16 protein-coding genes, 1 tRNA gene and 1 other annotated feature are annotated in these 19,693 nt (G+C 39.1%); of the genes, 1 reads left to right on the top strand and 16 read right to left on the bottom strand.

Annotation, left to right across the window (positions count from 1 at the left end):
- Window positions 1-81: 81 nt before the first annotated feature.
- Window positions 82-1,740, bottom strand: a complete 1,659-nt coding sequence (lonB, locus tag ML543_RS05460) for an ATP-dependent protease LonB (protein ID WP_243386142.1) — start codon at window positions 1,738-1,740, stop codon at window positions 82-84.
- A 196-nt stretch (window positions 1,741-1,936) separates the two neighbouring features.
- Between lonB and ML543_RS05455 the strand changes: the two genes are divergently transcribed.
- Entirely contained in the window at window positions 1,937-2,083 is a 147-nt protein-coding gene (locus ML543_RS05455) for a hypothetical protein (RefSeq protein WP_243386141.1), read from the top strand.
- Window positions 2,084-2,332: 249 nt separating this feature from the next.
- Here the strand turns inward: ML543_RS05455 and clpX are convergent, their stop codons facing one another.
- From clpX to ML543_RS05380, 15 genes are all read right to left on the bottom strand, one after another.
- The gene (gene clpX, locus ML543_RS05450; RefSeq protein ID WP_243386140.1) at window positions 2,333-3,598 is read right to left on the bottom strand and encodes an ATP-dependent protease ATP-binding subunit ClpX; all 1,266 of its coding nucleotides are present in this window, start codon (window positions 3,596-3,598) and stop codon (window positions 2,333-2,335) included.
- A 515-nt stretch (window positions 3,599-4,113) separates the two neighbouring features.
- On the bottom strand, window positions 4,114-5,388 hold the full coding sequence (gene tig, locus ML543_RS05445; RefSeq protein ID WP_243386139.1) for a trigger factor: 1,275 nt from the start codon (window positions 5,386-5,388) through the stop codon (window positions 4,114-4,116).
- Window positions 5,389-5,584: 196 nt separating this feature from the next.
- Complete coding sequence (locus ML543_RS05440; protein WP_243386138.1) at window positions 5,585-6,568, bottom strand: tetratricopeptide repeat protein; 984 nt, start codon at window positions 6,566-6,568, stop codon at window positions 5,585-5,587.
- 365 nt (window positions 6,569-6,933) lie between these two features.
- Window positions 6,934-7,524, bottom strand: a complete 591-nt coding sequence (gene leuD, locus ML543_RS05435) for a 3-isopropylmalate dehydratase small subunit (RefSeq protein ID WP_243386137.1) — start codon at window positions 7,522-7,524, stop codon at window positions 6,934-6,936.
- Between the two features lie 12 nt (window positions 7,525-7,536).
- Window positions 7,537-8,955: a 3-isopropylmalate dehydratase large subunit gene (leuC, locus tag ML543_RS05430; protein WP_243386136.1), complete on the bottom strand. Its 1,419-nt coding sequence runs from the start codon at window positions 8,953-8,955 to the stop codon at window positions 7,537-7,539.
- Window positions 8,956-9,031: 76 nt separating this feature from the next.
- A complete protein-coding gene (gene leuB, locus ML543_RS05425) occupies window positions 9,032-10,141 on the bottom strand; it encodes a 3-isopropylmalate dehydrogenase (protein ID WP_243386135.1) in 1,110 nt (369 codons plus the stop codon).
- Between the two features lie 20 nt (window positions 10,142-10,161).
- Entirely contained in the window at window positions 10,162-11,706 is a 1,545-nt protein-coding gene (locus ML543_RS05420) for a 2-isopropylmalate synthase (protein ID WP_243386134.1), read from the bottom strand.
- Complete coding sequence (ilvC, locus tag ML543_RS05415) at window positions 11,693-12,718, bottom strand: ketol-acid reductoisomerase (protein ID WP_243386133.1); 1,026 nt, start codon at window positions 12,716-12,718, stop codon at window positions 11,693-11,695. Before ilvC ends, ML543_RS05420 begins: the two co-directional genes overlap by 14 nt.
- A 25-nt stretch (window positions 12,719-12,743) precedes the next feature.
- Window positions 12,744-13,262, bottom strand: coding sequence for an acetolactate synthase small subunit (ilvN, locus tag ML543_RS05410; protein WP_243386132.1), 519 nt, complete (start codon window positions 13,260-13,262; stop codon window positions 12,744-12,746).
- On the bottom strand, window positions 13,259-14,929 hold the full coding sequence (ilvB, locus tag ML543_RS05405; RefSeq protein WP_243386533.1) for an acetolactate synthase large subunit: 1,671 nt from the start codon (window positions 14,927-14,929) through the stop codon (window positions 13,259-13,261). Before ilvB ends, ilvN begins: the two co-directional genes overlap by 4 nt.
- Window positions 14,930-15,083: 154 nt before the next feature.
- Window positions 15,084-15,339, bottom strand: a binding site (T-box leader).
- A gap of 701 nt (window positions 15,340-16,040) precedes the next feature.
- Window positions 16,041-16,117 (bottom strand) — tRNA-Arg (locus ML543_RS05400).
- A gap of 99 nt (window positions 16,118-16,216) precedes the next feature.
- Window positions 16,217-16,741, bottom strand: a complete 525-nt coding sequence (locus ML543_RS05395; RefSeq protein ID WP_243386131.1) for a metallophosphoesterase family protein — start codon at window positions 16,739-16,741, stop codon at window positions 16,217-16,219.
- A gap of 3 nt (window positions 16,742-16,744) precedes the next feature.
- Window positions 16,745-17,341, bottom strand: a complete 597-nt coding sequence (locus ML543_RS05390) for an XTP/dITP diphosphatase (protein WP_243386130.1) — start codon at window positions 17,339-17,341, stop codon at window positions 16,745-16,747.
- A gap of 2 nt (window positions 17,342-17,343) precedes the next feature.
- Entirely contained in the window at window positions 17,344-18,093 is a 750-nt protein-coding gene (rph, locus tag ML543_RS05385; protein WP_243386129.1) for a ribonuclease PH, read from the bottom strand.
- 278 nt (window positions 18,094-18,371) lie between these two features.
- Window positions 18,372-19,457: a GerMN domain-containing protein gene (locus ML543_RS05380; protein WP_243386128.1), complete on the bottom strand. Its 1,086-nt coding sequence runs from the start codon at window positions 19,455-19,457 to the stop codon at window positions 18,372-18,374.
- Window positions 19,458-19,693: the final 236 nt, after the last annotated feature.

The following is a 19,693-nucleotide window of genomic DNA, read 5'->3' as shown; positions in this document are numbered from 1 at the left end:
AGTGCTGTATTTATGTTTATTCTTGAGCTTAAACCTAAAAAATGTCGCCCCTTTTAAAATAGAAAGGACGACATTCACTAATTAAACTGATTCTTTTTTTGGAAATGTATACGCTTGTCTCAATTCTGTAGGCGGATTAAGGAGAGCGATATCTAACACTTCTTGAAAATGAGCTACTGGGACGATTTCGATACCTTCAACATCCTTCATTAATGATTGAACATTCTCTTTCGGAATGATGACCTTTTTTGCACCCGCCAGCTTAGCTGCTTTAATTTTAGCTAATACTCCACCAATCGGTTTAACTTGACCATGGATACTCATCTCACCCGTCATGGCCACATGGTTATCAATTGGAATTTTATGTATGGCCGAAAAAATTCCTGTCGCCATCGCGATTCCCGCACTTGGTCCATCAATCGGAATACCGCCTGGAAAATTAACATGAATATCATAGTCTTCAGCATTAACACCCATCGAACGCAATACCGTAATGACATTTTCAATCGACCCTTTCGCCATGCTTTTGCGACGAATGGATTTTCCTCTATCTCCAATACTCTCTTCTTCCACAATTCCTGTAATATTCATGACGCCTTTTTCCGAAGCTGGGATTACCGTTACTTCAATTTCTAATAAAGCTCCAGTATTCGGACCATATACGGCTAACCCGTTAACAAGGCCGATTTGAGGTGCATCTTTTACTTTACGATCCATTCGTGGTGTCAGCTGACTAGATTGGACGACCCATTCGATATCAGCTACAGTTATTTCTTGTCGTTTCTCTGTTAAAGCGATACCCGCTGCAATTTGGACCATATTTACACATTCTCGACCATTTCTCGTATAGGAAGTTAATACGGAAATTGCTTCTTCCCCTATGACCATGTTAACCTTTTTAGCTGCTTTTCTCCCAACAGCCGCAAGCTCTTCTTGATCCAACTCACGGAAGAACACTTCCAAGCATCGAGAGCGAATCGCTGGGGGTATTTCATTAGGGGTACGAGTCGTTGCACCAATTAAACGAAAATCAGCCGGCAATCCATTTTGAAAAATGTCGTGAATATGCTTTGGAATTTGAGTATTCTCTTCACTATAATAAGCACTTTCTAAAAATACTTTACGATCTTCCAAAACTTTTAATAGTTTATTCATTTGAATGGGATGTAACTCCCCAATTTCATCAATGAATAAAACTCCTCCGTGCGCATGGGTTACTGCCCCTTGCTTCGGCTGCGGAATTCCTGCTTGTCCCATTGCTCCCGCTCCTTGATAAATTGGATCATGAACAGATCCGATGAGTGGGTCTGCTATTCCGCGCTCATCAAATCGAGCAGTGGTTGCATCTAATTCTACAAAAACAGCATTATTTTTAAACGGTGAATGCACACTCTGTTTTGCTTCCTCCAGCACGAGTCGTGCTGCTGCTGTCTTGCCGACTCCAGGAGGTCCGTAAATGATAACGTGCTGCGGATTGGGTCCACATAGTGCCGCTTTCAGTGCTTTAATCCCGTCTTCCTGACCGACGATATCTTTAAAGCTTCTCGGTCGAACTCTTTCCGCCAATGGAATCGATAATTGAATCGATCGCATTTTTCGAAGTTGTTCCATTTCCTTACGGGACTCACGATCTATGGATACTTTTTGTGTTCGTTGACTTTTAAGTAAGTTCCAAAAATAAAGGCCGATGACTACTCCAAAAAAAAGTTGTATAAAAAGTGCCACACTTGTCCAATTCATAACATTTCCCTCCCAATGCGATCCATACATATCCGTACTCATTCATTATTCTTTACAATGCTTGAGTCAGCTATCCATTTATTTGTCAAACAGTTTCTTCTATTATCTCCGCAAAAGAAGGACATTAAACCTACGTGCATATAACCTTCGAAAATTGCATATTTTAGATTTCAAAAAGAAAAAGGAGGATCCTTGGATGGACAATAGAGAGCAATCTTCAGATGTCGTGATGCATGTTCATTGTCATTGCGGAAATGTTGAAGAGTACGTGATGGATGGGGAAACATATGAGTTAAAGCAAATATCTTGCCCAACTTGTCATGCCATGATTTCATTCCATTAATACAATTGAGGATCTTTAAAGGGAAAGTGATATAATAAGAAAAGCCGAAAGCGCAAGTCCTTAGGCGAAGGGAGCTGGAGGACCTGCGGGGAGACTTCCGTCGCCACAGCAGGGCCGAAGCGACCCGAGCTAATGACGCATGGAGCTAGACACCAAAAAACGGTAAAGAGAATACTTTAACACTTTATTGAACTTAAACTTTCTGTAACAACAAAAAAGGTCACTACCCTCTGGGAGTGACCTTTTGTTTTAAGCTGATTTATCTTCGTTATTGACAAGGACTGTTCCATCATTTAAGACGAGCTTCGGTAACGTTTTAGCTGACACTGTTTCAGCTGTAATGACGCATTTCGTTACATCGTCACGTGACGGTAAATCAAACATCACATCCAACATAATTCCTTCAATGATGGAGCGTAAACCACGTGCACCCGTTTTTCGCTCAATTGCTTTTTTCGCAATTTCACGTAACGCATCATCTTCGAATTCAAGCTCTACACCGTCTAGCTCAAGCATTTTTTGGTATTGTTTCACAAGAGCATTTTTTGGCTCAGTTAAAATTTGAATTAGAGCATCTTCATCTAACGGCAATAAGCTCGCTGTAACCGGTAAACGACCAATAAACTCTGGAATTAATCCAAATTTTAATAAATCTTCTGGAAGTACCTTTGATAACAGTTCTTTTTGGTCTAATTCTTTTTGTTTGTTTTCAGCACCAAATCCAATTACTTTTTGTCCTAGGCGGCGTTTAATAATTTGCTCGATACCGTCAAACGCTCCGCCACAAATGAATAAAATATTTGTTGTATCAATTTGAATAAATTCTTGATGAGGGTGCTTACGACCGCCTTGAGGTGGTACACTCGCAACCGTTCCTTCTAGAATTTTTAACAACGCTTGCTGAACTCCTTCACCAGACACATCACGTGTAATGGAAGGGTTTTCTGATTTTCGGGCTACTTTATCAATTTCGTCGATGTAAATAATTCCTTTTTCTGCTTTTTCAACATCGTAATCAGCTGCTTGGATAAGCTTTAACAAGATGTTTTCTACATCTTCTCCTACATATCCAGCTTCTGTTAAAGATGTTGCATCGGCGATTGCGAAAGGAACATTTAATATTCTTGCTAACGTTTGAGCTAATAATGTTTTACCACTACCAGTCGGACCAATTAAACAAATGTTACTTTTTGCAAGCTCTACATCATCAATTTTACTGTTAGAATTAATTCGTTTGTAATGATTATACACTGCTACTGACAATGACTTTTTCGCTTGTTCTTGACCGATTACATATTCATCAAGGATTTCAAGGATTTCCTTCGGTTTTGGAACATCCTTAAATTCAACTTCTTCTTCAGTTCCTAACTCTTCTTCCACGATTTCTGTGCATAGTTCAATACACTCATCACATATATATACACCTGGTCCAGCTACGAGTTTGCGCACTTGATCTTGAGTCTTGCCACAAAATGAACATTTAAGCTGACCTTTATCATCATTAAATTTAATCATGGTATCACCCCTTGGTTCTTTATCTCTTATCCAATAACCAGCATATGTAATTGACAATATTTGACCTTTCCATTACAAAAAAGGGAGTCGGCTATTAGATATGTCCAAAATCAAACGTCTAATATGTATTGCATTGTAACATACATTGAGAAAAAAACGTTAGTAATATGCAATGTGCGCTTGTTCAATCATCACTATGTACGATTTGTTGTTTAGAATACCCATCTTTCTTTGTTCAAAACCACCGACGCTTACGATTACCATTTACAGTTTTTCGCTAGGTATTCCATTACTATGTAATTCGTTTTACTAAGTGTAAATTCCTTCAATCCTCTAAAGTATTTTTTGGAGTTCTGAAATGAAAGTGCGATTTGATGTATACTTGGAGGCTATGATTCATTGCTACGATTTATTGTTGAAAAGTATAAAATTGTTATAAAACAAGGCACGATCAAGTCGCGCCTTGTTCCTTATTTGTATTATTTACGTTACAGACAATAATATTATGCAAAAAATTAGTTGTTTTCAACTAAGAAGTCGATTGCTTTACGTACTTTAAGATCTTCTTTAATTCCTTCAGTTGAACCTAAAGCAGCTTTAACGTTTTCTACAGACATGTTGTACATTTCTGCCATTTTTGCAATTTCTGCTTCCGCTTCTTCATCAGTAACAGTAAGCTCTTCTGCTTTCGCGATTGCTTCAAGAGTTAAGTTGAACTTCACACGTTTTTGTGCATCTTCTTTCATTTGTGCACGTAATGCATCTTCATCTTGGCCAGAGAATTGGAAGTATAACTCTAAGTTCATGCCTTGCATTTGTAAACGTTGTTCAAACTCTCTCATCATGCGATCAACTTCTTGATCTACCATTACTTCTGGAATTTCAACTTCAGCATTTTCAGCCGCTTTTTCAACTAAATCATCGCGAAGTTTGTTTTCTGCAAATTGAGTTTTTTGCTCTACTAGACGCTCTTTTGTTTTAGCTTTAAGCTCGTCTAATGTTTCAACTTCCTCGTTCACATCTTTAGCAAATTCATCATCTAAAGCAGGAAGTTCTTTAGTTTTAATTTCGTGAACTTTCACTTTGAATGTTGCTGGCTTACCTGCAAGGTTTTCAGCATGATATTCTTCAGGGAACGTTACTTCGATATCTTTTTCTGATCCTGCTTCTAAACCAACTAATTGCTCTTCAAATCCTGGGATGAATGTACCAGAACCGATTTCTAAAGAGTAGTTTTCAGCTTTTCCACCTTCGAAAGCTTCACCGTCAACGAAACCTTCAAAGTCGATAACTACTGTATCGCCTTCAGCAACAGCACCTTCTTCTTTTACAACTAACTCAGCATGGCGCTCTTGTAATTGCTTTAACTCGTTTTCAACATCTTCGTCTGTTACTGTTGTGTCTTCTTTTTCAACACCTAAACCTTTGTAGTCTCCTAATTTCACTTCAGGCTTCACAGTAACTTTAGCAGTGAATACAAGTTTTTCACCTTTTCCGATTGTTTCAACGTCGATTTCCGGACGATCAACTGGCTCGATTCCAGCTTCCTCAACTGCTTTTGGATAAGCAACTGGTAAAAGGATATCTAACGCATCTTGATAAAGAGCTTCTACACCGAAGCGCTTTTCAAAAAGGCTACGAGGAATCTTCCCTTTACGGAATCCAGGAATTGAAACTTGCTTTACTACTTTTTTGAACGCTTCGTCTAACGCGTTGTCGAACTGTTCTGCGTCAACTTCTACCGTTAACACACCTTGATTATTCTCTAACTTTTCCCATTTAGCAGACATGTGTTTCCCTCCAACAATCTATAAATATTGTTTCATATAGCGTAAGTAAGTATACTTGTATGCCTTGTTCATTTTTAACAAGTCACCAATTGGATATACCCGTATGTACGAGTTCTTGCGCAAGATGTTCATAGAAAAAACATTCTTTTGCAACCATTTTATTATAACATACAATCTCTTGCTTTCAATAGATACACTATATTTGCAAGTTTGAAATTTCTTCTATGTAGTGAATTTGTTCAATGATTGGCTCAAGTTCATGGATTGAAACGTTATATAGCGCTAACATTTCTTCCTCTTCAACTTCTATTCCGAACATTTGATAACCGACTAAATGAAGTGCCCCCGCCCACAGCTCCTCATTTTTGGGAATCGGTGAAAATGGGTACATCACATATAAAAATCGAAGCCACAGATCTTTTAATGACTCAAATAATGTCGGATTTTCATTGGACAATTCATCTTCTAATCGATTTAACACTCGCTGAACAAAAATATCTTCAGATAAATCTTTAAGCTCTAATGGAATGACCGTCATTTCTTGTTCAAACTTCTTCACAACTAGTTTCCGGAAAATTTCCTGTTCTTTTAAAACTTGTAAAAGCATCGTTTTGACAATTGGATGAACTTCTTCATGCTCAAGAAATTGTTGAATGGTACTTATGTACTTAATGGCATTTTTTTGCTGAACTTGTTGAACAAACTTCGCTTGCTGTTCAAATGATTCCAACAATTGATGTAATGGAATATCATCATCTGTTGGATCTTCCGCTTTGTTCATTCGCCTAGCAAAATCAAGCAATTTATATAATTGTTCAGCATGATTAGCCGGAACCTTATTTTCTTCGAGGACTGCTTCAATCGTCGTCTGGACTTCGGTATAATTCCCCATTTGAATTAAAATCGTTAAATAAATTTGCAGAACGGTGAAATAATTGCCTCTATCTTCATTTAGCATCTTTTTACAAATGTTTTTTGCTTCAGCTAAGTTTCCAAGCTCAAGCAAACTAATTGCCATCCCGAGCATGATTTCACTATCTTCATCATCCCACTGCTCAGCCTCTTTGAAATAGCGTAACGATGCTTCAAAATCTTTTTCTCTTAAAGCTTCCATACCTTTATCAACTAGCCTACGCTTCAATCCAGGTAATGGAACAACTTTCTTTTCATCCTTTTTCATGACGGAATACCCTCTTTATAACGTATGTTTCTTTCAAGTTTACCAGTGTATATAGGAGAATACAAGAAACGAGGTAGAGATGAAAAGGGCAACTACCTTTTACATTTTTCATTTATAGGAGTATGGGTTGAAGAAGTTATGAAGAAGTAGATGAGGAGAGCTTTAATTGTTCTCTTCATCTACTTGGCTACATTTTGTGTAGTTGTTTTTATAACCATTTTAAAATGGATACTTAACAAGAAGCGCCAGTCACTTGCTTTCCGAGTGTAGCACAAAGAACAACAATACTTTTGAAAGTAGTCTTATATATAAACTAAACTGTATCCATTCCTTTTAGACTAACGCTGTTAAAGTACGAAAACATCCTAAAAAACTACTTTCTCTTTCTCATAGCTTTTAATTTTTTCTTCATATAATAATGTAAAGGCGATTTCATCACGACCATGAAGAAGCATTTCCTTCCAATGTGGGTCGACTTCAAAAGAAAATTCAAAACCGTCCTTGTCGTAAACACGTTGACCTTCTAAGTCGACTGTACATTCATAATCATTTCCTAAAGCCTTTTTTAGGAGTTGTTTCATGTTTTCATCTTTCATACGAATAGGCAATAGACCATTTTTTAAGCAATTTTGATGAAAAATATCAGCAAAAGACGGAGCCATTATAACTTTAAATCCATAGTCTGCAAGTGCCCACGGTGCATGCTCTCGAGAAGAACCACAACCGAAGTTAGGGCCTGCTAATAAAATTTCAGCTCCCTTATATTTTTCGTAGTTCAATTCAAAGTTCGGATTCGGCGATCCATCTTCAAAATAACGCCAATCAAAAAAGGCGAACTTACCGTAACCTGTTCGTTCAATACGTTTTAAAAACTGCTTAGGAATGATTTGATCTGTATCAACATTAGCGCGATTTAAAACGGCAACTTTGCTCGTAACTGATTGAAATGGTTGCATCTGACTTCCTCCTTAAGACGTAAATGAGCTAATTTTTATTTTTCGAATATCTACGAAGTGCCCATAAAGTGCTGCTGAAGCTGCCATGGCAGGGCTCACTAAATGAGTTCTAGCCCCTTTTCCTTGGCGACCTTCAAAATTTCGATTCGAAGTGGAGGCACAACGTTTTCCTGACGGTACGACATCGTTATTCATGCTTAAGCACATGCTACACCCAGAATCTCGCCACTCGAACCCAGCTTTTATGAAAATTTCATGCAAACCTTCTTTCTCAGCTTGACGTTTAACAGATTGAGACCCAGGTACAACAATTGCCTTAACAGATGGATGAACATGTTTATCTTTGATAACTTCTGCTGCATTTCGTAAGTCCGAAAGCCTCGAGTTTGTACAGGAACCGATAAACACATAATCAACTGAGACATGATCGATTTTCTCACCAGGGTTCAGCCCCATATATTCATAAGCTCTTTGGAATGACGTACGTTCTTTCTCATCTTTAGCTTGACTGAGAGATGGAACACTTTCGTCTACCGGTACAACCATTCCAGGATTCGTTCCCCACGTCACCATTGGTGCAATATCTTCTCCTTGAATGACAATCGTTTGATCATATTCCGCACCTTCGTCAGAGTTCAGTGATTTCCAGTAAGCAATAGCCTGCGAAAAAGCTTCCCCTTTCGGTGCATATTTTCTTCCTTTCACATACTCAAAAGTTGTCTCATCCGGTGCTACTAGACCAGCACGGGCTCCAAACTCGATAGACATATTGCAAATGGTCATTCGCTCATCCATCGACATTTTTCGAATACATTCACCTGCATATTCAATGACATAGCCCGTACCAAAATCAACTCCATACTTTCCAATAATATAAAGAATGACATCTTTCGCCGTGACACCAAACTTCAGTTCCCCATTCACTTCCACTTTGAGCGTTTTCGGTTTATGCTGCCACAAAGTTTGTGTAGCTAACACATGCTCAACTTCACTCGTTCCAATTCCAAATGCTAAAGCACCGAAAGCTCCGTGAGTTGACGTATGACTATCTCCGCACACAATGGTTTTCCCAGGAAGCGTTAATCCTAGCTCCGGTCCAATGACATGAACAATTCCTTGATCTTCACTATCTAATCCGGCTAATTCAATACCAAATTCATGACAGTTTCTTTCAAGTGCCCGAATTTGGTTTTTTGCAACTTCATCTTCTAACTGATATCGATTTTTCGTCGGAATATTGTGGTCCATTGTTGCAAATGTATTTTGGGGCTTCCGTACTTTTCTCCCCTTTACCCTCAATCCTTCAAACGCTTGTGGTGATGTCACTTCATGAATTAAGTGCAAATCAATATATAATAAATCCGGCTTTCCTTCTTCGGATAAAACAACGTGTTGATCCCAAATTTTTTCAATAATATTTTTCGGTTTCATATAATCCCTCCTCATACTTTCAATAGAAGAAAGGGAGCTTTTCTCTCAACTGAAAGAAAAGCTCTTTTTCATTCCTTTAGGCATATGCCTCCATAATATTTAAAATGGCAAAATCATCAGCTAACGCTTCTTTAATCTCTTCCACCATCTCATTTGTTCTTACAAAGCGATTTTGGTACGTTAAATCCTTCGTACGCTTCCCAGCTTCCAGCACGTGTTTGACAGCTTTTTCAATAGCTCCAGCTTCTTCATCTAGTTGGAATGAATGTCGAAGCATCATTGCAGCAGATAAGATCATTGCAATCGGATTAGCAATTTGCTTTCCAGCAATATCTGGCGCTGAACCGTGTGCAGGCTCATATAAATGTAGACCATTGGAAGATAAGCTTGCAGACGGTAACATTCCTAACGAACCAGATAACATAGCTGCTTCATCGCTTAAAATATCCCCAAACATATTTTCCGTTACGATAACATCAAATTGTTGTGGCTTTGCAATTAATTGCATCGCAGCGTTATCTACAAGCATATGCTCTAATTCTACATCTGGATATTTAGTAGCCACTTCTTCTGCCACATCTCTCCAAAGTTTACTAGATTGAAGAACATTTGCTTTATCCACGGATGTTACTTTTTTATTTCGCTTTTTAGCTAATTGGAATGCCGTATCGATGATTCGCTCCATCTCTTTACGTTTATAAAATAGCGTATCTACCACTGCCTCTTCACCATTGTCTCGAAGTCTTTCACTCGGCTTCCCAAAATACAGCCCTCCAGTTAGCTCACGGACGATTAAAAAGTCTACCCCTTCTAAATGATCTCCTTTGAATGGCGACGTTTCTTGAAGAGAAGAATATGATTGGACGGGACGAAGATTTGCGAATAAATCAAGCTCCTTCCTAATTGCGAGTAGCCCTTTCTCTGGACGAAGATGCGCTTCATTTCGATCCCATTTCGGACCTCCGACAGCACCTAATAAAACTGCATCTGATTGACGGCAAAGGTCAATGGTTTCCTTTGGAAGAGGTGATTCAAACTGATCGATTGCCTCTCCACCAATCGCACCATATTGAAACTCAAATTCATGATGGTAATACCTTCCGACTGTCTGTAGAACGTCAATTGCCCCTTGGATGACTTCTTTTCCAATTCCATCACCTGGTAAAACTGCAATCTTCTTTCTCATCTTCATCCCTCCAATTTTGGTTATAAAGTTGGTTGAACTTTTTTCGATTTTGTATGGTTCATTAAAATCGCTCGATTGACAGCATTGATGTAAGCTTTAGCTGATGCTTCTAAGACATCTTGTGCTATGCCGCGTCCGCCAGTCTCAACATCATCAACCCTTACTTTTACATACACTTGGGCTAGTGCATCACGACCACTTGAATTGGATTGAATACGGTAGTCTAATAAAGTTATAGATTGCTTCATACAGCGCTCCAACGTGTTGTAGATTGCTTCCACACTACCATTCCCTGTAGCGGCTTCTTGAATAATCTGACCCACTTGGTCATTTAATGTAACGGTTGCTGTTGGAACTCCTTCCGTTCCATAATTGACCTGAAGGGAAACTAATTCATACGTCCCTTCATCTCCTTTTAATTGTTCTTCTAAAACAAGTGCTACCAGGTCTTCTTCTGTCAGTTCTTTTTTACGTTCTGATAACTGCTTAAAAGAATGAAATAACTGGTTCATAACCGACTCCTCTAACTGAAAACCAAGCTCTTGCAACTTGACACGAAACGCATGTCGTCCCGAATGCTTACCTAGCACCAAGTTGTTCGTCGTCACCCCGACTAGCTCTGGTGAAATAATTTCGTAAGTGGTCTTTTCTTTTAAAACACCATCTTGGTGAATACCAGATTCATGGGCGAAGGCATTTTTCCCTACAACCGCTTTATTCGGAGGGACAATCATTCCAGTAAGCTTGCTCACTAAATCACTAGTCCGTTTAATTTCTTGGAACTGAATATTGGTCTCGGCTTGGAAGTGATCTTTCCGAATATGGAGAGCTACTGCCACCTCTTCTAAAGCAGCATTCCCCGCTCGTTCACCTATACCATTGATTGTTCCTTCCACTTGGCCAGCCCCATGTTCAATAGCACTTAACGAATTGACGACAGCCATCCCTAAATCGTCATGACAATGAGCCGATAATATAACTCGATCAATATTCGGGACATTATTTTTTAAATATTCAAAAATCTTACCGTACTCTTGTGGCGTAATGTACCCGACTGTATCTGGAATATTTATTACGTTCGCTCCCGCATCAATTACCTTCTCTACAATTTTAGCAAGATAAGGCAACTCCGTTCGGCATGCATCTTCAGCTGACCATTGTATTGTGGGGAAATATTTCGATGCATATTGAACAGATCTTACTGCGTGTTCGATTACTTCATCTTCGGTCATTTTCAACTTATATTGACGATGAATAGGTGAAGTTGCAATAAATACGTGTAATCGCGGGTGCGCACCGTCTTTTAATGCTTCCCACGCTGCATCAATATCTGATTGGACAGATCTGGCTAATCCTGTAACAGAAGATGAGCGAACGGTTCTAGCAATTTCTTGGACAGATTTTAAATCCCCTTTTGAGGAGGCAGGAAATCCTGCCTCAATGACATCCATTCCAAGACGTTCTAATTGCTTTGCAATTTCCAACTTCTCTTTTTGTGTTAAATTAACCCCTGCTGATTGTTCCCCATCTCGTAAAGTCGTATCGAAAAAATTAACCTTTTTCACCTGCTACCACCGCTTCCTTCTTATTCTGTTTGACAAACGGCATCATTTCTCTTAATACGGCACCTACTTGTTCAATTTGATGTGTACGCTCACGCTTATCAATACTTGTAAACTGCGGACGATTCGCTTGGTTTTCTAAAATCCATTCTTTTGCAAATTTACCTGACTGAATTTCTTCTAATACTACTTTCATGTTTTGCTTTACTCTCTCATCCACCACTCTTGGCCCTGAAACAAAGTCTCCCCATTGCGCAGTGTCAGAGATAGAGTATCTCATATTTGATAATCCACCTTCGTAAAGAAGATCGACAATTAGTTTCAATTCATGTAAGCATTCAAAATACGCAACTTCCGGTTGGTATCCAGCCTCAACTAACGTTTCAAATCCGGCTTTTACTAATGAAGTAAGTCCCCCACAAAGGACCGCTTGTTCACCGAAAAGATCTGTCTCTGTTTCTTCTTTAAAGGTTGTTTCTAAAACACCTGCCCGCGCTGAACCAATGGCTTTTGCATAGGCTAGTGCTAAGTCCTTCGCTTCGCCTGTAACATCCTGTTCAACTGCAATTAATGCTGGTACTCCTGCTCCTTCTTGATATGTTCTACGAACTAAATGTCCTGGACCTTTCGGAGCGACTAAAAAGACATCAACATCAGCAGGTGGTACGATTTGATTAAAATGAACATTAAAACCGTGTGCAAAGACAAGGGCATTTCCAGGTTTTAATCCCGGCTTAATTTCCTTTTCATACAATTCTTTTTGTTTTTCATCTGGAACAAGGACCATAACGACATCCGCTACTTCAACAGCTTCTTTAACAGTTGTCACGTGAAGTCCATCTTGCTGTGCTTTTTCAAAGGAGTTTCCACGTCTAACTCCTACTACAACATCCACACCACTTTCTTTTAAATTCAATGCGTGAGCATGACCTTGTGAACCATATCCTAATACAGCCACTTTCTTTCCGCGTAAAACTTCCTCTTTTACATCACCGTTATAATATACTTTTGTCATTTGAACATCTCCCTTTCTACACTTTTTATACTATAGAGAAATTTTTCTCCGTTGATTGCTGTTTTTGAGTCCCTCTTGGGAATGCTGTCACACCTGTTCTAGCAATTTCTTTGATCCCATATGGCTTTAACAAGTCAATTAAAGCATCGATTTTATTAGATTCACCTGTCACTTGAACAACTAAACTATCTTTACTAACATCGATAATCGATGCGCGAAATGGTTCAATTATCCCATACATTTCCATTCTTGAAGATGGGTTCGTTCCTACTTTAATGAGCGCTAGTTCTCTAGCAACAATTGATTGATTCGTAATATCCATTACTTTGATCACATCAATTTGTTTGTTTAGTTGTTTCGTAATTTGCTCGACCTCTTTTTCTTCTGAGACATTCACAACAAATGTCATTCGAGATACTCCTTCAGATTCGGAGTGCCCGACTGAGATACTTTCAATGTTGTAATGCCGTTTCGTAAATAAACCTGTAATGCGGTTTAACACTCCTGAACGATTTAATACGGTAATGGTAATAATCCGTTTCATTTCTTTATCCCCACCATTTCGTGCAATCCTTTACCAGGCGCAACCATCGGATAAACATTTTCCTCTGGCGCAATGCGGACTTCTATTAATTCCGGTTCGTTTGAAGAAAAAGCATTGTTAAGCGCCTCTTCCCAGCCTTCACCTGGTAAAACTCTTGTTCCTCTTATTCCGAATGCTTCAGCAAGTTTCACAAAGTCTGGCTGCGTTTCAAAAACAGAATGCGAGTAGCGTTCTTCATAAAAGATTTCTTGCCATTGTCGAACCATACCGAGTGATTGGTTATTTAACACAATCACTTTAATTGGTAGGTTTTGTTCTTTTAATACGGCTAATTCTTGAAACGTCATTTGAAACCCACCATCTCCGAGTAATGCGACAACCGTTCTTTTGGCATCTGCTAATTGAGCACCGATTGCAGACGGTAATCCAAAGCCCATCGTACCAAGGCCACCTGAAGTCACCCATCGATTTGGAGAATGGAACTTGTAGTATTGAGCCGCCCACATCTGATGCTGACCAACATCGGTCGTAACAATGGCATTTCCCTCTGTCATTTCATAAATCTTTTCAATCAACTCTTGTGGCTTAATAACCCCTTGGCATTTTTCATACCAAAGTGGATACGATTTTTTGTTTGACTGTAGTAGATTTAGCCACTCTGCATTTTCACTACGTTTCCCTTTTTGTTCGAGCAACAATTGAAGGACTAGTTTAGCATCGCCCACAACTGGAATGTGCGTCTCAACATTCTTTCCAATCTCAGCTGGATCGATATCGATATGTGCTACTGTAGCATTCGGTGCAAAGTGTGCTAAATTCCCGGTAACCCGATCATCAAAACGAGCACCAATGCTAATCAATAAATCACATTCATATAAAGCCATATTCGCGGTGTACGTACCGTGCATACCAGCCATCCCTAAAAATAGAGGGTGATCTGCTGGAATACTCCCTAATCCAAGCAACGTATTGGCGACTGGAATTTGTTGTTGATCTACGTATGCTTGAAATTCTGTTGCAGCATTTGCATGCAAAATACCAGCTCCTGCTAATATCACCGGCTTCTTCGCACGACTAACCGCTTCTACTAAACGACGGATTTGTAAATAATTTGGTTCTGTCTTTGGCTGGTAGCCTGGCAAGGAAATTTCTTGATTGTATTCAAACGTACCTTCTGCCACCGATACATCTTTCGGAATGTCAATGAGAACAGGTCCAGGTCTTCCCGTAGTTGCAATATGAAAAGCTTCTTTGACGATTTTCGGTAAATCGTTCACATCTCTCACTTGATAATTGTGCTTTGTAATTGGCATTGTAATTCCCAATACATCTGCTTCTTGGAAAGCATCTGAGCCAATGACAGTTGAGGCCACTTGACCTGTAAAGACAACGAGAGGTAAAGAATCAATCATCGCATCTGCTAATCCGGTGACTAAGTTTGTCGCACCTGGCCCGGATGTCGCAATGACAACCCCCGGCTTACCAGATATACGGGCATATCCTTCAGCTGCATGAATTCCTCCTTGTTCATGTCTTGTCAACACATGGAACATGCCAGAGTCATATAACTTATCGTAAATTGGTAACACAGCACCACCTGGATAACCGAAAATAACTTCAACTTGCTCTTGCTTGAGCGATTCGATTAACATTTCGGCACCTGTCATTTTACCGAGCTTCGCCTTCTTTTCTGTCGCAGGCAATTTTGCATTCAATGTATTCGCCCCCTTTTGTAAAACAATTTGGTGAAGTTGTTTTAAGAAATGTGATCGCTGACAACAAAAAAACCTTCTCGCCCTAAAGCACCTACTACTTGTAGGAGCAAGGGGCGAAAAGGTTCTCTTCCCGCGGTACCACCCTTTTTCATGGTCGGAAATACGACCACCTCATGAATAGAAGGTTCTATTCGTTTTAATAACGAGTGTATGACCTATACACCCGGCCAACTCTACTAAAAGACTTTTCAAGTTGACACTCTGAGGTGAGTTCATCATTAGGGATACCACCGGTTTCCAGCTACTCCGGCTCTCTGAAGATATCGATTCTAATGATTACTTATCCTCTTCGACGTTTTTTGCCTTATGTAATTTCCGAAAATTCTGTCAACTAAAATTATGCTTATCCTCATTGATGAATCTTATGGTGACTAAATTGTAAATATTCCTTTTACATCACCTGTATTTATCGCCTTTAAAGTGGTGATGTAAGATTGTTTGAGCCTATATTACGCCCATTTCAACTTACAGTCAACACCCTTTTTTATAATTGTTTGATAATTTTGATTTATCAATTATTTTGTTACCGCTTACATTCCCGTTGTTATAATATTTGACAAAGAAAAAAATTTTTTCTAATTTTTTCTTAAATATGTATGGATTAACTATTTCGGCAGTCTAAATGATAACGGAAAATAATCGATTTGGCCGTTTATCATTTATAATACTTATTACCTTAAACAAAGTTTTAAAATATGATGACACTCAAATAGGAAATTTGTTTCCGGTTTTTTGAATGATTCAAAAGTGGGGATCCGTTGATTGAGAGGAGAACAAATAAGAAAAGCGCAAAACGTAAGTCCTTAGGCGAAGGGCGCTGGAGGACCTGCGAGGAGGCTTCCGTCGCCACAGCAGGGCAGAAGCGACCCGAGCTGATCGCGCTTGGAGCTAGACACCAAAAAAACGGTAAAGAGAATACTTTAACACTTTATTGAACTTAAACTTTCTGTAACAATAAAAAAACCCTTACCGAAAACGATAAGGGAATTATATGTAAATGGAATGGCGTCCCAGGAGAGATTCGAACTCCCGACCGACGGCTTAGAAGGCCGTTGCTCTATCCGGCTGAGCTACTGGGACAATATGATTTCTTATTTCAAGGACAATTATTATTATATTGATATGATATTTTCATGTCAACTACTAATGAAATTTTTTTAAGGGAGGATGGCTCCTCCCCTATCGATTGTTGTCAGCAAATTGAAAAGATGTGGACAATTGTTGAATAAATTCTCCATTTTCGTCGAAATAATCGACGTTTGCTTGGCCATTGGCTAAATTTAGTATAACATAAGTCTTTTCTTTTCGCATCCTTGGCAGTGAAATACTACCAGGATTTATAAACAACACATTATCTACCATTTCAGCTCCAGCAATATGAGAATGCCCAAAGCATACTATATTTGCGTTTGTTTCTTCCGCTTTATATTTCAAATTCATTAACGTTGTTTTCACAGAGTAAAGGTGACCGTGTGTAATGAAAAATGACCAATTTCCGATTTTCTCAAGGCGTTCGTTAGGGAAATCTGCTTTCCAATCACAATTACCTCTAACAACGACCATATTTCTTAATGCTGCATGATCCACTGATAATTCTGAGTCTCCACAATGAATCATCGCATTAACTTCGTGTGCATGCCGTTTCGCAATCGCTTCTAACACTTCTGTCTCGCCATGACTATCACTGATAATTAATACTTTCATGCCTTATTCTCCCCATTGGTTCAAAATACTCTCAAATTGCTTTAGTGCATTTGCTCGATGGCTAATTTGATTTTTCTCTTCCTTCGTCATTTGCGCCATCGTTTTCTCCTTTTCCGGCACAAAAAAGATCGGATCATACCCAAAACCATTCTCACCTAAAATGTCTTCCGTGATGAAACCTTCACATGTTCCATCAACCGTTACCGTTTCTTTTTCTGGATGTGCATAAGCAAGAACACAATGAAATCTGGCTGTTCGCTTTTCCTTTGGAATGTTTTGTAATTTCACTAACACTTTTTCAATATTTTGTCGATCATTTTTCTCATCACCGGCATAACGGGCTGAATATACACCCGGCTCACCATTTAACGCATCAATCGCTAAACCTGAATCATCGGCAATGACCGGCTTATTAACCATTTTTGAAATCGTCTCGGCTTTTAAAATAGCATTTTCTTGAAATGTCGTTCCTGTCTCTTCCACATCAATTGACTCGTCAATATCTAACAGAGAAAGGACCGTAAACCCTCTTGGCTCTAACATATCGACAAACTCTTTTACTTTCCCCTTATTTTTCGTTGCAACGACAATTTCTTTCATGATTACTCCTCTTTCTGTCCGATTTTTTCCGCTAGCTCACCTAAGGCTTCTTTTTGTGCTTGAATTAATTGACGAATTCCATTTTCGGCTAAATCAAGCAGTTGGAATAATTTTTCTTTTGAAAATGTTGCTTCTTCTCCAGTTCCTTGTAGCTCGACAAACTCTCCTTTTGAAGTCATAACAATGTTCATATCAACTTCTGCCTTGGAATCTTCAACATAATTCAAATCAAGTATTTCACCATGTTCAGGATCAATACCTACAGATGTAGCCGCTAAGAAATCTGTAATCGGCATCGTTTTCAGATCGCCTTTTTCCATTAGACCACCTACGGCTAAAGCCATTGCTACAAATGAACCGGTAATGGCAGCCGTTCTCGTTCCGCCATCTGCTTGAATGACATCACAATCGATCCAAATCGTTTTTTCTCCAAGCTTCTCTAGATCGACAACAGCGCGTAATGCTCGGCCTATGAGACGCTGTATTTCCATTGTTCTACCAGAAACCTTACCTTTCGAAGATTCTCGAATCGTACGCTGCTCCGTCGCTCGTGGTAGCATGGAATATTCCGCTGTAATCCATCCCTTTCCTTCTCCACGCATAAATGGTGGAACACGGTCTTCAACTGTAGCATTACAAATTACTTTTGTATCTCCAACTGAAATTAAGACTGAACCTTCTGGATGCTTAATAAAATGCGTTACCATTTCAACTTTTCTAAGCTCATCTCGATTTCTTCCATCATGTCGCATGAATGACCCTCCAAACTTCCTTCACTATGTAAAAAATATAGAAATACTCGGCATAGCCGAGTAATAGACTGTCGACAAACGTTATTTTTTATTGATGTACAGCTTCTGCACTCACAAAAGACGAATGGAATCATCTCTTTTCACTTATTTTGTCTATGTGGATATAGAGCATAACCGAGGTAATGATTCGGCTTTTGAGCGTTACAACAAATAAGAGGATGCCTAATTAGCGATCCTCTTTTTTGGCTCACACTTATTAGTATATCAAAAATTCAACATTAAAAACTACCAGTGTTCACTTTCTCTGGGCGAACAACAGGTTCGCTCAATGCCTTTCCTTCCTCGGTCTGCAAATCACTCTCTCCGTTGACTTGTATGACGACGCTTTCGATTTCTGGTTGTTCAGTTACGGTTAACACAAGTGCATTTAAAGTGTGTTCGGAAATCATTTTCTTCTCCTCATCAAAGCTAGAGAAGATTGCCTCATTGAAATTTAGTGTGACAACCCCATCTTTATATTCAGGGCTTTCAATCAATTTGACATCTGATTGAAATTCAGTCAGTAAACCGGATGTAAGACTTGGTCCTTCGATTAGTGCCTGAACAGCCGCTTCAACCGAATCTTGCTGTTCATTGCTAACACGTTTCGTCACTGGTACGTAATATACTTGACCATCATTTTCAGCTGCATAATAGACGGTCAATGGACGGGTATTTGTAATATCAAGTACCGATGAAGAAATCATATTTATTCCATCTTCACGGCTAACACCTTCCCCAATCGGAGTACCATTCACAGGCATCTCTGTGAGTTCATGTCCATTTATCCATAGCTTTACCTTTTGTACATTTTCAAATTGAGTTAAGGTATACGTCACGGCTTGTAAGATTTTTTGTTCATCTTCAGGCTTGTAGTCTGAAAACTCTTTGGAAAAATCAACAATGGCAGTGCCATCTTCTTTAATGTTTACTCCTTGGACAATTGTTCCCTGAGGAATGACTGCACGGAAGCCATTTGGTAATACATTAGAAACAGGACCATCAACAACTAAGTACTCCACAACCTGTTTAGCAACTTCTTGCGTCTGAGGCAATGGTAAAGATTGTGGAACAACCATACCATTTTTATCGATTAAGTACAAAACTCTTTCAACTGCTTCTGCCGTTTCTTCTGACTCTTGTTCTTCATTTACTTCCCCATTTTCTGTTACTTGCTCACCTTGCTGCTCCTCTTCAACGTATGTTACTTCTTGCGGTGGGTCTAGATCTTCCTTTTCATCTCCTCCAAACAAACCACACCCTGCTAACAGAACAGATGTTGATAATAAGGCAACACCCGCAAGCCTTATTTTATTTTTAGGCATTCGTATCCCTCCCAAGACGGTTTGTACTATTATGTATACGAGCCTGTTGTAAAAATAGACCGTTTTTCTTGTACAAATAAATTCAGATCCGTTTTTACGTTTCGATAGAAATTGGAGCAATAAGAAACATACATGATTTTACACTCACACCCCGGACATGAAAATTTATTCTCCCCGGCGGTTCCTTTCTACCATCTACCTATCATGATAGATCATTCAGCTCATAGGTAATTTTT

The sequence above is a fragment of the Bacillus kexueae genome (genome assembly GCF_022809095.1).
Lineage (GTDB): Bacteria > Bacillota > Bacilli > Bacillales > Aeribacillaceae > Bacillus_BZ > Bacillus_BZ kexueae.
Note: the sequence above shows the minus strand (reverse complement) of the source record. Positions and strands in the feature narration are given on the sequence as shown.

Coding starts and splice junctions, on each gene's coding strand:
- lonB (WP_243386142.1), bottom strand. CDS start 1,740: ATGAATTGGACAAGTGTGGCACTTTTTATACAACTTTTTTTTGGAGTA.
- ML543_RS05455 (WP_243386141.1), top strand. CDS start 1,937: ATGGACAATAGAGAGCAATCTTCAGATGTCGTGATGCATGTTCATTGT.
- clpX (WP_243386140.1), bottom strand. CDS start 3,598: ATGATTAAATTTAATGATGATAAAGGTCAGCTTAAATGTTCATTTTGT.
- tig (WP_243386139.1), bottom strand. CDS start 5,388: ATGTCTGCTAAATGGGAAAAGTTAGAGAATAATCAAGGTGTGTTAACG.
- ML543_RS05440 (WP_243386138.1), bottom strand. CDS start 6,568: ATGAAAAAGGATGAAAAGAAAGTTGTTCCATTACCTGGATTGAAGCGT.
- leuD (WP_243386137.1), bottom strand. CDS start 7,524: ATGCAACCATTTCAATCAGTTACGAGCAAAGTTGCCGTTTTAAATCGC.
- leuC (WP_243386136.1), bottom strand. CDS start 8,955: ATGAAACCGAAAAATATTATTGAAAAAATTTGGGATCAACACGTTGTT.
- leuB (WP_243386135.1), bottom strand. CDS start 10,141: ATGAGAAAGAAGATTGCAGTTTTACCAGGTGATGGAATTGGAAAAGAA.
- ilvC (WP_243386133.1), bottom strand. CDS start 12,718: ATGACAAAAGTATATTATAACGGTGATGTAAAAGAGGAAGTTTTACGC.
- ilvN (WP_243386132.1), bottom strand. CDS start 13,262: ATGAAACGGATTATTACCATTACCGTATTAAATCGTTCAGGAGTGTTA.
- ilvB (WP_243386533.1), bottom strand. CDS start 14,929: ATGACAGGTGCCGAAATGTTAATCGAATCGCTCAAGCAAGAGCAAGTT.
- ML543_RS05395 (WP_243386131.1), bottom strand. CDS start 16,741: ATGAAAGTATTAATTATCAGTGATAGTCATGGCGAGACAGAAGTGTTA.
- ML543_RS05390 (WP_243386130.1), bottom strand. CDS start 17,341: ATGAAAGAAATTGTCGTTGCAACGAAAAATAAGGGGAAAGTAAAAGAG.
- rph (WP_243386129.1), bottom strand. CDS start 18,093: ATGCGACATGATGGAAGAAATCGAGATGAGCTTAGAAAAGTTGAAATG.
- ML543_RS05380 (WP_243386128.1), bottom strand. CDS start 19,457: ATGCCTAAAAATAAAATAAGGCTTGCGGGTGTTGCCTTATTATCAACA.